Source organism: Isoptericola sp. MSGPD8_1_ISO-PGPR-S23-394, assembly GCF_058072785.1.
In genome coordinates this window covers 2,487,917-2,502,080 of record NZ_CM176517.1, presented here as the reverse complement: position 1 = coordinate 2,502,080, position 14,164 = coordinate 2,487,917, and the positions used below count along the sequence as shown (strand labels likewise).

The following is a 14,164-nucleotide window of genomic DNA, read 5'->3' as shown; positions in this document are numbered from 1 at the left end:
TGGAGCCGTGCGACGATGCCAGGCATGACTCGTCTGCACGTCCCCGTCTCGCTGCGCTGGTCGGACCTCGACGCGTACCAGCACGTCAACAACGTCGCGATGTTCCGGCTGCTGGAGGATGCCCGCATCACCGCGTTCTGGCGGCACCCGGAGGCGGAGGACCCGTGGCCGACGGCGATCCTCGACACGGGCCCGCACGCGACGTCGCACACGTTGGTGGCCGGCCAGCAGATCGAGTACCTGCGGCCGCTGGAGTTCTCCCGCGACCCGGTACGCATCGAGATGTGGATCGGGTCGATCGGGGGAGCGTCGCTCGAGGTCTGCTACGAGGTGTACGACGGCGCCCCCGGCGGGTTCCCGCGCACGGGGCCGGCCTCGGGCCTGGATCCCTACACCCGCGCGACGACGACGATCGTGGTCCTCGACGCCGCGGCAGGACGTCCGCGTCGGCTGACGGCCGACGAGCGCGCGGTGTTCGGAGAGTTCTCGGGGGACCCGATCGCCTTCCGCCGCCGCTGACCCCCGCCCGAGCGCTGTGGGTATGAAATCTGCGGTTCGCCGCGTCGAAGAAGCGCAGATTTCATACCCACAGCGGGGTCAGGCGGTGGTGCAGGGGTCGCCGTTGGCGGTCAGGCCGACGACGTCGGCCGGTTCACCCGTGCCGATGAAGCCGACGGTGGTGGACTGTCCGGGGGCGAGGGCGGTCTGCCACGACGGACCGGTCACGGAGACATGCGCGCCGGCCTGGGTGAGATCGCCGCCCCAGGACTGCGCGACGGTCTCGCCGCCGCTGAAGTCCCAGGCCAGCTCCCACGGGTCCAGCGCGTCCTGCCCGGTGTTCGTCAGCCGCACCTCGCCCTGGAAGCCGCCCTGCCACTGGCCGACGACGGCGTAGGCCGCCGCGCAGGAAGCCTCACCCGGTGCGTCGGTCGGGTCGGGCGTGGGCTCGTCCGTCGGGTCGGGCGTGGGGTCCGGTGTCGGCTCGCCGGTCGGATCGTCCGTCGGGTCCGGCGTCGGCGTCGGCTCCGGCTGGGTGCCGCCGAACTCGCCGACCACGATGCCGCGGCCGTTGGTGCCGACGTAGACCCGCCCGTAGACGTCCGGGTCGCCGGTGATGGCGCCGCCCGTCCAGGCGTACTGGTGCTCGTCGTCGTTGATGCGCACCCAGGTGGCCCCGGCGTCGTCGGACCGGAAGAAGCCGCGCACGCCGTCGATCTTGCTCGAGGTGTACACGGCCGGGTGGTCGTGCCCCTCGGCCGCCTTGCCGAAGCCGACGGTATCGCCCTCGTCCACGCCGGCGACGGGTTCGAACGTCTCGCCGTGGTCGGTCGAGCGCCACATGCCGTAGATCCCGTCGGCCTCGCCGCCCGCCACCCAGACGTGACCCGCGTGGCCCGGAACGGCCTCGACGTGGTGGCGTCCGGCGTCGGGCAGGCCCGTCGCCGCCGAGGTGCTGAACGACGCACCGCCGTCGCGCGAGGTGTAGAAGGTGCCGTCGGCGAGCGCGTAGAAGACCGACGGGTCCTCGCGGTCGGCGCGCACCGTCGCGCCGGCGGGCACGCCGGTCGCGGGCGTCCAGGACGAGCCGAGCGACGTCGAGACCTGCACGCCGGTGCCCTCCGGGCTCCACACGATGGCGGAGCCGTCCGCGGCCATCGCCACGTTGCCGGGGCCGGTGGCGTCGGCCGGCTGCTGCCCGGCCCACCACGAGTCGCCGCCCGAGGTGGTCACCCCGAGGAGCTGGTCACCGCCGGTGCCGACGCGCACCATCGTCTCCGGCTCCTGCCACGCGACGTCGAGGCTGAGCACGCCGCTCTGGTAGGGCTGCGTGTAGCCGTAGGCGTCCGGCACCTGGGTGATGTCGTGGTGGACGAACCCGCCGATGTCGTACATCCCCGAGACCAGCTCGACCGGTCCGGGCGGGGCGACCAGGTCCTGGATCGCGGTCTCCTCGAGGCCCTGCGCCTTGACGGAGATGTCGACGGTGCCGCCGTCGTCCCAGGCGGTGAGGTTCTCGCCCCCGTAGATCGTCGCACCGGTGCCGTACAGGAACCGGTCCGAGTCGAACGGGTCGATCTCGAAGCTCTCGGTCATCCAGCCGAGCTTGGGGGAGTCCTCGGGCGGCGTCCCGGCGCTGCCGAAGTCGAGCCAGGGGGCCCCGGAGATGTCGAGGTCGTAGTGCTTCGACCGCTCGGGGTAGCTCGTCCACTCCCAGATGGGCTCCCAGGACTCGCCCCGGTCGGTGGAGCGGTAGACCTGGTTGTCGGGGAACCAGGAGAGCTGGGACACGACCATGATGGTGTCGGGGTCTTGGCGGTCGATCGTCAGGCCGGAGTAGCCGAAGTAGGCGTCCGGGTCGTCGGACGGCACGGGGCTGATCCGGTTCCACTCGTCCGTGGCGGTGTCGAGGCGCCACACGTCCCCGGAGCCGCCGTCGTACGGGCCGCCGGTGTCCGACGTCGCCACGTACAGCTGGCCGGAGGTGTGGTCGAGCTCTGCCTTGTGAGGGATGAACCCGGTGGGCTGACCGGGCACGCGCTCCCAGGTCGCGCCGGCGTCGGTGGAGCGGTAGACGTTGTTCTCGGTGTCGGCCACGCCGACGTAGATCGTCGGCGTCGGCTGACCTGGCGATCCCGAGGACTCGTCGAAGAGCGTCCACACGACGCCCTGGATGCTGTCGAGGTACTCGCCGCCGTCGGGGTCGGCGACGTACGTGCCGGGGTTGGGGAAGCTCGTCACCTCGGACCACGAGGCGCCGGCATCGGTGGAGCGCCACAGGCCGTTGCCGCCCTCGGTGCCCAGGTACAGCACCGAGTTGTCGTTCGGGTCCACCATGAGGCGCTCGCCCATGCCACGCCCGGGCATGTTGCCACCGACCTTGAACGGCAGGTCGGCCTTCGCCCACGTCTCCCCGCGGTCGGACGAGCGCAGCACGGCCCCGTCGTTCGGGTCCCAGGAGTTCGTGTAGGAGCCCACCATGGCGTAGACGTTGTCGGGGTCGACGGGGTCGGTGGCCAGCGAGAGCACGCCGGAGTGCCCCCAGTCGTCCCAGCCGACGTGGTCGAGCAGCGGCACCCAGCGCTGGGTGGCCTGGTCGAGCCGGTAGGCGCCGCCGACGTCGGTGCGCGCGTAGACGAGCCCTGGCTCGGTCTCGCTGTAGACGATGCCGGGGACGAACCCGCCGCCGACCATCTCGACGTTGCCCCACTCGTAGTCGTCGGCGGCGCTCTGTGGTGCGGCGAGCGGTGCGGCCGGGGTCTGGGCGACGGCGGCACCCACCCCCGCGGCGACGAGCCCGGTGGCCGCCAGCACGGCGACCGCTGGTCGAAGTCTCATCCGATCTCACTCCTTGGTGCGGACTGACCCGGGCCGCAGCCGGTGGCGGGCCCGGGTGACACGTCGTCGTGTCGTGCCGCACGCTAGTCGAAGCGCTTCGACGGTGGCGGTGCCGCCCCAGCCCTGAAACGTTTAGGGCACGCTCGAGGTCGCTGTGGGTATGACGTCTCCCGGATGGCGCGACGAGATCCGGGAGATGTCATACCCACAGCGACGGGTGGGGCGGTGCGGTGGATCAGGAGCAGTCGGCTCCGTTCAGCACGACGTCGGTCGGGACCGACGCGTCACCCGCGTGCGTGGCGTTGTAGCCGATCTGGACCGACCCACCCACGGGTACCGTGCCGTTCCAGGCGGCGTTCTGGGCCGTCAGTGTCGAGCCGGACTGCGACCAGTCGGCGGACCACCCGTTCGTCAGGACCTGCCCGGCGGGCAGACCCGCGGTGAGCGTCCACGACGACCAGGCGTCGTCGCCCGTGTTGGTCAGCGTGACCGTGCCGGTGTACCCGGTGTCCCAGCCGGCGTTCGACCACGTCACCGCGCAGGCGGCGTCCCCGGGGTCACCGGGGTCCGTCGGGTCCGGGTCGGGGTCGGTGTCGCCCTCGACCTGCGCGCCGAGGGCCTCGGCGATCGCGGAGTACGCCGGCTTCGCCTGGTACTGCGCGTCCCACGGCAGGGCCGCGCCCTGGCCGTCGAACACGTCGGGAACCCAGGAGTGCCCGTCGTCGACGCCCCACACGGTCACGCCGGTGCAGCGGTCGACGGCGAGGCACGCCTCGACCACGGTCCGGTAGTCCTGCGCCTGCCGCTGCAGGTCGGTGGCCGACGCCGGGACGTTCATCCGGATGTCGAGCTCGGTGACGCGGACGTCGACGCCGAGGTCGGCGAAGCCCTGCAGGTTCTGCTGGTAGGTGCTCGGCACCTGCCCGACGATGAGGTGCGACTGGAATCCCACGCAGTCGATCGGGACGCCGTCGGCGAGGAGGTCGGCGACGAGGTCGTACATCGCCGTGGACTTCGCGTTGACGCCATCGGTGTTGTAGTCGTTCAGGCAGAGCTCCGCGCCCGGGGCGGCCGCGCGCGCCCGGGTCAGCGCCTCGGCGATGTACTCGTCGCCGAGCACCCGCTGGAAGACGCTCGGGCGGCGGCTGCCGTCCTCGGCCCACATCTCGTTGACGACGTCCCAGGAGTCGACGTCGTCGGCGTACCGGCCGGCGACGGCGTCGATGTGGTCGTACATCGCGTCGCGCAGCCGTGTCGGGTCGGTCAGGCTCTCGACCCACCCGGGGAGCTGGGAGTGCCACACGAGGGTGTGGCCGTACAGGTCGGCGTCCTGCGCGTCGGCGAAGGCCACCACCTGGTCGGCCCCGCCCCAGCTGAAGCTGCCCTGGCTGGGCTCCGTGGCGTCCCACTTCATCGCGTTCTCCGCGACGACGAGGTCGAACTCGCGCTCGGCGATCTCGCGGTAGCCGGGGTCGTTCAGATGGCCGGGCGTGAGGGCGAAGCCCAGCGTGACTCCCTGGCGCTCGGCGGCGTCGCGGAGCGGCTCGTAGACGGGTTCGGCGGCCTGGGCGGGGCTGAGCAGCAGGCCTCCGGCGAGCAGCGTGCCGCCGACCAGAGCGGTGGCCGCGGCGGCGGCGGTGGTCCGCCGGGCCCGTCGACCATCGTGGTAATCGTTTTCGAGATGTGGTCGCATGTTTCCTCCGAGGAAGGGTGGAACCCGCGGCCGGGGCACGCAGCCCCGGCCGCGGGGATGTGGGGCGGGGGCGGCGCGAGCCGCCCCCGCCGGGGGTCAGGCGATGTCGCAGACAACGCCGTCGAGGGCGAAGTCGTCCGGCGCGGTGTTCGTGCCGGAGTGCGACCCGTTGAAGCCGAAGGTCACGGAACCGCCGGCCGGGATGGTGGTCGACCACGCGGCCGGCGTGATCGTCACGGCGGAACCGGACTGCGACGCCTGCGCCGACCAGATCTGGTCGATCGTCTGACCGTCGGCGAACGTGAACGTCAGCTCCCAGCCGTCGACGGCGGCGTCGGAATCGTTCGTCACGACGAACGACCCGGTGAAGCCCGAGCTCCACGAGTTCGCCGTGTAGTCGACGGTGCAGCCGCCGCCCGGGGTGACGTCGTCCTCCTCGGTCGTCACCGACAGCGGTGCCGAGGCGGCCGAGACGTTCCCGGCGGCGTCGTAGGCGGAGACCGTGTAGGAGTACTCCGTGCCGGCCGCCAGGCCGGAATCCGTCACGGACGTGCCGGACACGTCCGCGACCTGCTCGCCGTCGCGGTGCACGAGGTACCCGGCCACGCCCGTGTCGTCGTCGGAGGCGTCCCAGTCGAGCGCCACCGAGGACGACGTCACGTCACCGGCTGCGAGACCCGCTGGCACGGTGGGCGCCTCGGTGTCCTCGCCGCCACCGCCCTCGGTCGTGGTGACCGACAGGGCGTCCGACGCGTCGGAGACGTTCCCCGCGGCGTCGCGAGCCGTGACGGTGATCTCGTACGTGGTCGACGCCGTCAGGCCGGTGAGCGTGGCCGACGTCGTCGCGCTCGTGGCAGCGGCCTCGCCGTCGACCAGCACGGTGTACCCGGTCACGCCGGTGTCGTCCGTCGAGGCGTCCCAGGTCAGGGACGCCGACGACGACGTGACCTGGCCGGCCTCGAGCCCCGCCGGGGCGCTGGGCGCCTCGGTGTCGGGGTCGACGGTCCCGCCGTCGATCGCGGGGTAGGCGTTGGTGACGAGCATCTCGAACTGGTCCTGGAACCACTGGCCGGCGAGCGGCGCGCCGCCGAGGGCGCCCGTGAGCTCGCCGTCGAGCTTGGGCGAGGCGAACGTCGGGTCGCACATGCGGTCGAAGCTCTTGCCCTGGTCGTTCGGGATCTCCTCGGAGTTGCCGTCCGACTCGCCCGGGGGCTTGACCCACACGTAGGCGTCGAGGTGCGAGGCGGCGTTGTCCGTCGGGTTGACGGTCGGGCGCTCGCCCAGGCCGGCGCCGTCCGGGTTGCACCACGCGCCGCGGTGCGTGCGACGGTCCACGCGGGACTCGTCCACGTAGGTGTTCAGGGTGCTGGAGCTGCTCTCTGCCGTCGGCCGGTCCGGGCCGCCCCAGCCGTTGCGCGAGGTGTCGATGAGCATCCCGATGTCCGACGGGAACCCGGCCGCGACGGCCAGCGAGTAGAGGTGCTCGGTCCAGTCGAGCTCGTCGAAGTCGCTGTTCCACTGGTAGAACTCCGCCTGGCGCACCTGGGTGCCGCCGCCGCTGCCGAAGGGCTCGTCCTCGAGGAACGGCTCGTGCAGCGGGGTGGAGTTCGCGGTGTTGGTGACGAACCCGGCCACGGTGTCGTACCCGTGCTCGGTGCTGGTCACGACCTCCTGGAACACGTCCACGGCGGGGCCGGCGTTGGAGTCCCAGCCCAGCCAGCCGGCGTGTGCGGCGTCGATGTAGGAGTACACGTTGCCGGCCTCGTAGAGCCGGTCGAGGGCGTAGGCCGTGCCCTCGCGGTAGTAGGGCGCCGACTCCTGGCACGCGGGCTCGGACATGTTGGTGACCAGGTTCGGCAGCGAGTCGGGCTCGATGGTCGCCACGACCCGCAGGTCGGCGTACTGGGGTTCGGCCAGCATGTCCGCGATGACGTCGATGTACTCGTTCTTGTACTCGGCCATGCCCTCCGGTGTCGGTTCGAGCAGGCCGTTGGAGGCGAGAGCGTAGCAGTCACGGCCCGGCAGGTTGTAGATCACCAGGTTGAACACCATCGGTGTGTCGCCCTGCTGCTGCTCCAGAGCGGCGTCCAGGTGGTACCGCAGGCCGGGCCCGTCCACGTTGCCCTCGATTGCGCTGGTCCGGTCCATCCAGACCGAGGTCGGGGTGTCGGCGATGGTGAGCATCTTCTCGCCGAGCTCGCCGCCGGCCACCGCGGCGGCGTCGACCACGTTCTCGGACCAGTAGGAGTTCACGTACTGGTCGGCGCCGACGAACGGGTTGTCGACGCGTTCTGCCGCCGAGGCGGTGGTGGCCATCAGCGGGCTCGCGGCCAGCGCCAGGGTCGCGGCCACGGCGAGCGGTCGGACCGTCGCGGCTCTGCGCGGTCGCCAGGATCGAGATCGCACGGGATCCTCCAGGGGTTCGGGGGCACGGGCCTCGTCGCCCGTGCGTCGAGCGAGCTGCCCGACGTCCCCAACGTGGACTGGTTGCGCTCCCACGCGCACCTCGCCAAAACGTTTAGGTGCCGACGTCGGAGCGTGGCGGGGCGGTCGTCCCCCGGATGACGAGTCGTGCCGACGGCGGGTCGACGGGCCCCTGCGGGCCGACGCCCAGGGCTGCCGCCACCGCCGGGGCGAGGTCCCGCCACGGTCGGGCGACCGCCGTGAGCTGCGGGTCCACCAGGCGGCACGTGTCGGCATCGGCCCCCGAGACCACCGAGACGTCCCACGGCACCCGCAGGTCGCGGTGCCGGGCGGCCTCCAGCACGGCCAGCGCCGTCACGTCCCCGTCGGTGACCACCGCCGTCGGCGGGTCCTCCTCCGCGAAGAGGCGGGCGGCGACCGCTCCCGCCGCAGGCGCCGTGGCCGCCTCCAGGACGGAGACCGTCGCGGCCAGGCCCGCGGTCGCCGTCAGCAGCCCGGCGTGCAGGGCGCGCGCGACGTCCGCGCCGGCGTCCGCGACGAGCAGCACCGTCCGGCGGTGACCCAGGTCGACCAGGTAGCGCCCGACCGCGTCGTCCGCCCCGCCGTCGAACCACACGGCGTGCTCGGCGCCAGCGGTCCCGAGGTCCGGCGGCGTGACGGCGACGACGCGGGCGCCGACCCGGCCGACGATGCGGACCCGGGGGTCGTCGACGAGCAGGTCCGGCACGACGAACGCCGTGTGCCGCCGTTCGCTCCAGGCGCGTTCGAGGTCGGCGCTGCCCGTCTCCCGGTCCGCCGTGACCTCGAGCGCCAGCGCGACGTCGCCGAGGACGTCGCGCAGCCCGGCCGCGAGGTCGAGACCGGCCGAGCGGCTGTGCACCGAGCCCGTGCCGTCCAGGACCTGCAGCCCGACGCTGGTGGTGTCCGCCGAGCGCAGGGAGCGTGCGGCGGCGCTGGGCCGCCAGTCGAGGTCCTGGGCCACCTTGAGCACGTGGCGGCGGGTGGTCTCGGAGACCCCGGGGCGTCCGTTGAGCGAGTACGAGACCACGGCGATCGAGACGCCGGCCGCGCGGGCGACGTCGGTGATCGTCACCCGACGCCCGGGGGCCGGTCGGGCGTCGCCGCCGCGCTGGGTTCTGGGCACGCTCCCACACTCTGCCGGTTTTCGGGGCATGATGCACCTGCGGGGGCGCACGCAGGACTCGACGACGAGGACGGTGGTGCAGGTGTCGACGTGGACACGTGCGAGCGGCAGACCAGGCAAGGTCTCGACGATCGGTGTGCTGTGCCCGGTGGTCGGCGGCTACTACTTCGGCCGCGTCCTGGCGGGGATGGCGCGGGTCGTCCGGGCGGAGGGGCACCGGCTGGTCGCGGTGCAGACGTACCCGGCCGACGTCGACCGCGACGAGTTCCCCGTGCCGCCGTACCGGCGGGCGGCACCGGGCCTCGACGTGTACGACGGCCTGGTGGTCGTCACGACGGCGCTGCCGGACGAGGAGCTGCGCCGGCTCGACGCGACCGGTGTCCCGATGGTCACCCTCGGGGTGCCCCCCGACGACCTGCGTGCCCCGGCGGTGTCGCCGGACAACGCCGGTGGCGTGCGCGCCGCCGTCGACCACCTGGTCGAGCACGGTCACCACAGCATCGGGTTCCTGGGCAACACCGACCAGCGGGACATCGCCGAGCGCTACGCCGCGTTCCGGGACGCGTTGGCGGCCCACGGGCTGGAGCACCGGCCCGAGCAGGTCTACCGCACCCGGGACAACCAGGAGGCGGCGGCCGAGACGGTCGGGCGCCGGCTGCTCGAGCAGGGGCTGACCACGACGGCGACGGTGGCCGCCACCGACCGCAACGCGATCGGGTTCCTGCGCGGCTTGCACGGGGCCGACCCGGACCGGGGCGCCGGGCAGGCGGTGATCGGTTTCGACAACGCCGACGTCGGTGCGCGCACCTGGCCTCGGCTCACTTCCGTCGACCCGCTGCACGACGCCGTCGGTGAGCTCGCGGCCACGCTGGTGCTCGCCCGGGCCCGCGGCGAGCAGCTCGGCGGGGTGCACCGGCTCGAGACGGCCGCGCTGGTGCGGCGCGAGTCGTGCGGCTGCGCCCGGGGCACCCGCAGCACGGTCGTGACGGCCGGCTCGACGGCGCCGCGGGACCCGGATCCGCTCGGGGCCGTCGCCCGGGTGGTGTTCGCCCGTGCCGAGGGGATGCACAGCCGCGGCGCGACCGACGCCTGGCTCGCCCTGACGCGCCAGCTCGTCGAGGCGAGCGTCGCGACGGGTCAGCAGCCGCCCGCGGCCGCGCTGCGCGCGCTCGGGGACCGGACCGCGTCGCTGCGCCCGGGTCCCGGAGCGCTCGAGCAGCTCGTGCCCGCCCTGCACGCGGAGGGCGTCCGGGTGCGCGAGCGGCTCGCGGCCCGCCCCGCCGCACCGCGCGGCAACGACGACGACGCACCGGCCCTGCCCGGGTTGGACCGGGGAGCCGCCGACGCCGTGGAGGAGGCCCTCTTCCAGATCATCGTCGCCCTGAGCCGCGGCTGCGCCCACGGGGACCTGGCCCGCGCCGGTCGGCTCGAGCAGGATCTCGTGGACCAGAACCTCGTGGACCTGGAGCTGATGCGCGCCGACGGCGAGTCCCTGCGACGCCTGGACTGGATGCCGAGGGCGCGGATCTCCACGGCTGCCCTGGCGCTGTGGGAGGACCACCCGGACCGCCCCGCCGAACGCGTCCTGCGCATCGTCGGGGCGCGGGGTGCGGCCGGCGAGCACCTGGTGGGCCAGAGCGTGGCACCGCAGGACTTTCCCCCGCCGGGGCTCACGGACCCGCGCTCGCTGACGGTCGTGGTGCCGGTCGCGTTCGGCCGGGTCGACCTCGGTCTGCTGGCCGTGGGCGGCCTGGTCGACTCGCGGGCCACGAGCACACGGGCCCGCTACAACCACTGGGCGGCGATGCTGGCCGTCGCGCTCGAGGCCGAGGAGTCGCTCACTGCCCTGGAGGCGCAGCGACGCTGCCTCGCCGAGGAGGCGGAGCGCGAGCGGGCGCTCGCGCTCGACGTCGCCGCGGGCGAGGAACGGTCGGCGCTCGTCTCGATCGCCTCCCACGACGGCACCTGGGACTGGGACGTCGACGCGGGCACGGTGCGCTACTCCCAGGCGTGGGCGCGGCTCGTGGGCGAGGACCGGGCGTCCCTCGCCGACGACCCGCGCGAGTGGCTCTCCAGGGTGCACCCGGACGACCTGCGCCGGGTCCACGCCGCCGTGGCCGCTCAGCTCTCGGGGACCCGGGAACCGCTCGACGTCGAGCACCGGATCCGGGCGGCGGACGGCACCTACCTGCCGGTGCGCTGCCGCGCGGTGACCGTGCACGACGCCGGCGACCGGCCCGTCCGGCTGGTGGGTTCGATGGCGGTGCTCGCCGAGCCGGCCCCGGACCAGCGTCGGGACGTCGCACCGCCCGAGAGACCGTTCGTCGACGTCGCGACCGGTCTGGTCGCGCACGAGCTGTTCGTCGACCGCCTCGACCGGGCCATCCGGCGTCGCAGGAGGCTGCCCGCCTACGCCTGGCAGGTCCTGGCGGTCGCGCTGCCGCAGAGCCTCGACGGGCCACCGCTGCACCTGCTGCGCGGGGAGCTCGACGAGGACGACTGCGCCACCGCCGTCGGTACCGGCGGGGTCGCCGTGCTGCTGGACGGCCAGGACGGCCGCTCGGCGCAGCATCGGGCCGCGCGCCTCGCCGCCGTGCTCGGCCCACGGGCCGTGGTGCGGCGGGTGCCGACCGTCGAGCCGGCCGGGGCGACGCTCGTCGCGGCGGACGTGCTGGACCGTGTCGTGGTCGCGCTGGGAGCCGCCGACGCGCAGAGGTGGCAGGTCGCGGTCGACGTCCACGCCTGAGCGGCGTCGGGCTGCCGCGCGGGGCCTCGGGAGCCTCGCGGGGCGCCGGCCCTAAACGTTTCGCCGCGTTGTGGGATCGCTCCCACTGGCTGATCGTCGGGATGTCCGCTCAACGAAGAGAGGTTCCCATGCATCGCACAACCGTCCGCACCCGCCTGGTGGCGGGTGCCGCGGCGTCGGTCACGCTGGCCGCCCTCGTCGCCGCCGTGCCGGCCGGCGCGGCGCCACCGGTGCCGTCCGTCGCCACCGCCGTCGAGGACCTCGACACCGGCGGGGAGTACACGCAGCGGTTCCTGGAGCTCTACGACAAGGTCCACGACCCCGCCAACGGCTACTTCTCGCCGCAGGGCATCCCGTACCACGCCGCCGAGACGCTCATGGTCGAGGCGCCCGACCACGGCCACGAGACCACCAGCGAGGCGTACTCGTTCTGGCTGTGGCTGGAGACCTCCTACGGGCAGGTCACCGGTGACTGGGAGCCGTTCAACCACGCCTGGGACACCCTCGAGGCGTACATGATCCCCACGACCGAGAACCAGCCGACCAACGGCGCCTACGACCCCGGCAGCCCCGCCACCTACGCCCCCGAGGCCATCCACCCCAGCGAGTACCCGTCCGAGCTGGGCACGTCGGTCAGCGTCGGTACCGATCCCCTCGGCGACGAGCTGGAGCAGACGTACGGCACGCCGGAGATCTACGGGATGCACTGGCTCGCCGACGTGGACAACGTCTACGGCTTCGGGGCGGCCCCCGGCTCCTCCGAGCTGCTGGGGCCCGACCACGAGGGCACCAGCTACATCAACACGTTCCAGCGCGGGCCGCAGGAGTCCGTCTGGGAGACCATCCCGCAGCCGTCGATCGACGACTTCTCGTACGGCGGCGAGAACGGCTACCTGGACCTGTTCACCGGTGACTCCTCGTACACGGAGCAGTGGAAGTTCACCAACGCCCCCGACGCCGACGCCCGCGCCGTCGAGGCCGCCTACTGGGCGAACAAGTTCGCCACGGAGCAGGGGCAGCCCGAGGCGGTGGCCGACACCGTCGGCAAGGCGTCGAAGATGGGCGACTACCTGCGGTACGCCCTGTTCGACAAGTACTTCAAGACGCCCGGCTGCGAGTCCGAGTCCTGCCCGGCCGGGACGGGCCGCGAGAGCGCCCACTACCTGCTGAGCTGGTACTACGCCTGGGGCGGCGCCCTGGACACCTCAGCACCCTGGGCGTGGCGCATCGGCTCGAGCCACGCGCACTTCGGCTACCAGAACCCGATGGCCGCGTGGGCGCTGGCCAACGACCCCGCGCTGGCGCCCGGGTCGCCGACCGCCGAGGACGACTGGTCGGCGAGCCTCGACCGCCAGGTGGAGCTGTTCCAGTGGCTGCAGGCACCTGAGGGCGGCATCGCCGGAGGGTCCACCAACAGCTGGGACGGGCACTACGCCGAGCGGCCCGACGGCGTGGCCACGTTCTACGACATGGCCTACACCGAGGCGCCGGTCTATCACGACCCGCCCTCCAACGAGTGGATGGGCATGCAGGGCTGGGGGGTCGAGCGCATCGCCCAGCTCTTCCACGAGACGGGGGACGAGCGCGCCGAGGACATCCTCGACGACTGGGTGCCGTGGGTCATCGACCACATCACCGTCACCGAGGACACCTGGGAGATCCCCTCGAACCTCGCCTGGTCCGGCCAGCCCGACGACTGGGACCCCGCGAACCCCGGTGACAACGCCGGCCTGAGCGTCGAGGTCACCGGCTACGGCCAGGACGTCGGCGTGGCCGGGGCCCTGGCCCGCACGCTGATGTACTACGCGGCAGGGCCGGGTGAGGACCCGGAGCAGATCGCGGCGCAGCAGACCGCCCACGACCTGCTCGAGGCGATCTGGACGCAGAACAGCGACCCCCTCGGCGTCGCCACCACGGAGACCCGCGGCGACTACGGGCGTTTCGACGACGTCTACGCCGGCGGCGACGGGGACGGGATCTACGTGCCCGAGGGCTGGAGCGGCACCATGCCGAACGGCGACGTCATCGAGCCCGGGGTGTCGTTCCTGGACATCCGCTCCTTCTACGAGGACGACCCGCAGTTCGACAAGGTCCAGGCCCACCTCGACGGCGGACCCGCCCCGGAGTTCACCTACCACCGGTTCTGGGCACAGACGGCGGTGGCCACGGCGCTCGCCGACTACGACCGACTCTTCGGTGACGCGCCGGAGCCGCCGGAGGACACCGAGCCTCCGACGGCCCCGCAGGACCTCGCCGCGACGGCCGACGGCACCACGGTGGAGCTCACGTGGACGGCGTCGAGCGACGACGTGCGCGTCGCGGGCTACGACGTCAGCCGGGACGGGGCCGAGGTCGGCAGCGTCGGGGGGACCGTGACGTCGTTCACGGACTCGGATCTCGCCGCGACGACCGACTACACGTACACGGTCACGGCGCGCGACGCCGCGGGCAACGTCTCGGAGGCGTCCGCCCCCGCGACGGTGACCACCGGGGACGACGAGCCCGACCCGCCCGCCGGGGCGTGCACGGCGGAGTACACCACCGCCAACGCGTGGTCGGGCGGGTACCAGGGCCAGGTCGTCGTCACCGCCGGGGCCGACGGCGTCCAGGACTGGGAGGTCACCGCCCCCGACGGGCTGACCACGTCCAACCTGTGGGGCGGCCGGCTCGACGACGGCGTGATCACGCCCGAGTCCTGGAACGCGGACCTGGGTGCCGGGCAGTCCACCACCGTGGGGTTCGTCGGCACCGGTGAACCGCCGGCCGCGCAGGAGCTCGGCTGCACGGGGGTGGTGCCGGGAGCCTGACCGGCGTCCCTCGA

At 73.2% G+C, this 14,164-nt stretch carries 7 protein-coding genes; 3 read left to right on the top strand and 4 right to left on the bottom strand.

Going from position 1 to position 14,164, the window contains the following annotated elements; genetic code table 11:
* Positions 1-24: 24 nt before the first annotated feature.
* A complete protein-coding gene (locus AC3RJ8_RS11460) occupies positions 25-519 on the top strand; it encodes an acyl-CoA thioesterase (RefSeq protein ID WP_489712749.1) in 495 nt (164 codons plus the stop codon).
* 78 nt (positions 520-597) lie between these two features.
* Here AC3RJ8_RS11460 and AC3RJ8_RS11455 read toward each other — a convergent pair whose 3' ends face one another.
* The 4 genes from AC3RJ8_RS11455 to AC3RJ8_RS11440 all read right to left on the bottom strand — a co-directional run bounded on the left by AC3RJ8_RS11455 (position 598) and on the right by AC3RJ8_RS11440 (position 8,597).
* Positions 598-3,336: a cellulose binding domain-containing protein gene (locus AC3RJ8_RS11455; RefSeq protein ID WP_489712748.1), complete on the bottom strand. Its 2,739-nt coding sequence runs from the start codon at positions 3,334-3,336 to the stop codon at positions 598-600.
* A 235-nt stretch (positions 3,337-3,571) separates the two neighbouring features.
* Positions 3,572-5,029 carry an endo-1,4-beta-xylanase gene (locus AC3RJ8_RS11450; RefSeq protein ID WP_489712747.1) on the bottom strand — a complete coding sequence of 486 codons (1,458 nt, stop codon included), beginning with the start codon at positions 5,027-5,029 and terminating at the stop codon, positions 3,572-3,574.
* Between the two features lie 96 nt (positions 5,030-5,125).
* Positions 5,126-7,381, bottom strand: a complete 2,256-nt coding sequence (locus tag AC3RJ8_RS11445; protein WP_489712746.1) for a glycoside hydrolase family 6 protein — start codon at positions 7,379-7,381, stop codon at positions 5,126-5,128.
* A 166-nt stretch (positions 7,382-7,547) separates the two neighbouring features.
* Positions 7,548-8,597: a LacI family DNA-binding transcriptional regulator gene (locus tag AC3RJ8_RS11440; protein ID WP_489712745.1), complete on the bottom strand. Its 1,050-nt coding sequence runs from the start codon at positions 8,595-8,597 to the stop codon at positions 7,548-7,550.
* 82 nt (positions 8,598-8,679) lie between these two features.
* Between AC3RJ8_RS11440 and AC3RJ8_RS11435 the strand changes: the two genes are divergently transcribed.
* Positions 8,680-11,343 carry a substrate-binding domain-containing protein gene (locus AC3RJ8_RS11435; protein WP_489712744.1) on the top strand — a complete coding sequence of 888 codons (2,664 nt, stop codon included), beginning with the start codon at positions 8,680-8,682 and terminating at the stop codon, positions 11,341-11,343.
* 128 nt (positions 11,344-11,471) lie between these two features.
* Positions 11,472-14,150: a glycoside hydrolase family 48 protein gene (locus AC3RJ8_RS11430; RefSeq protein WP_489712743.1), complete on the top strand. Its 2,679-nt coding sequence runs from the start codon at positions 11,472-11,474 to the stop codon at positions 14,148-14,150.
* Positions 14,151-14,164: the final 14 nt, after the last annotated feature.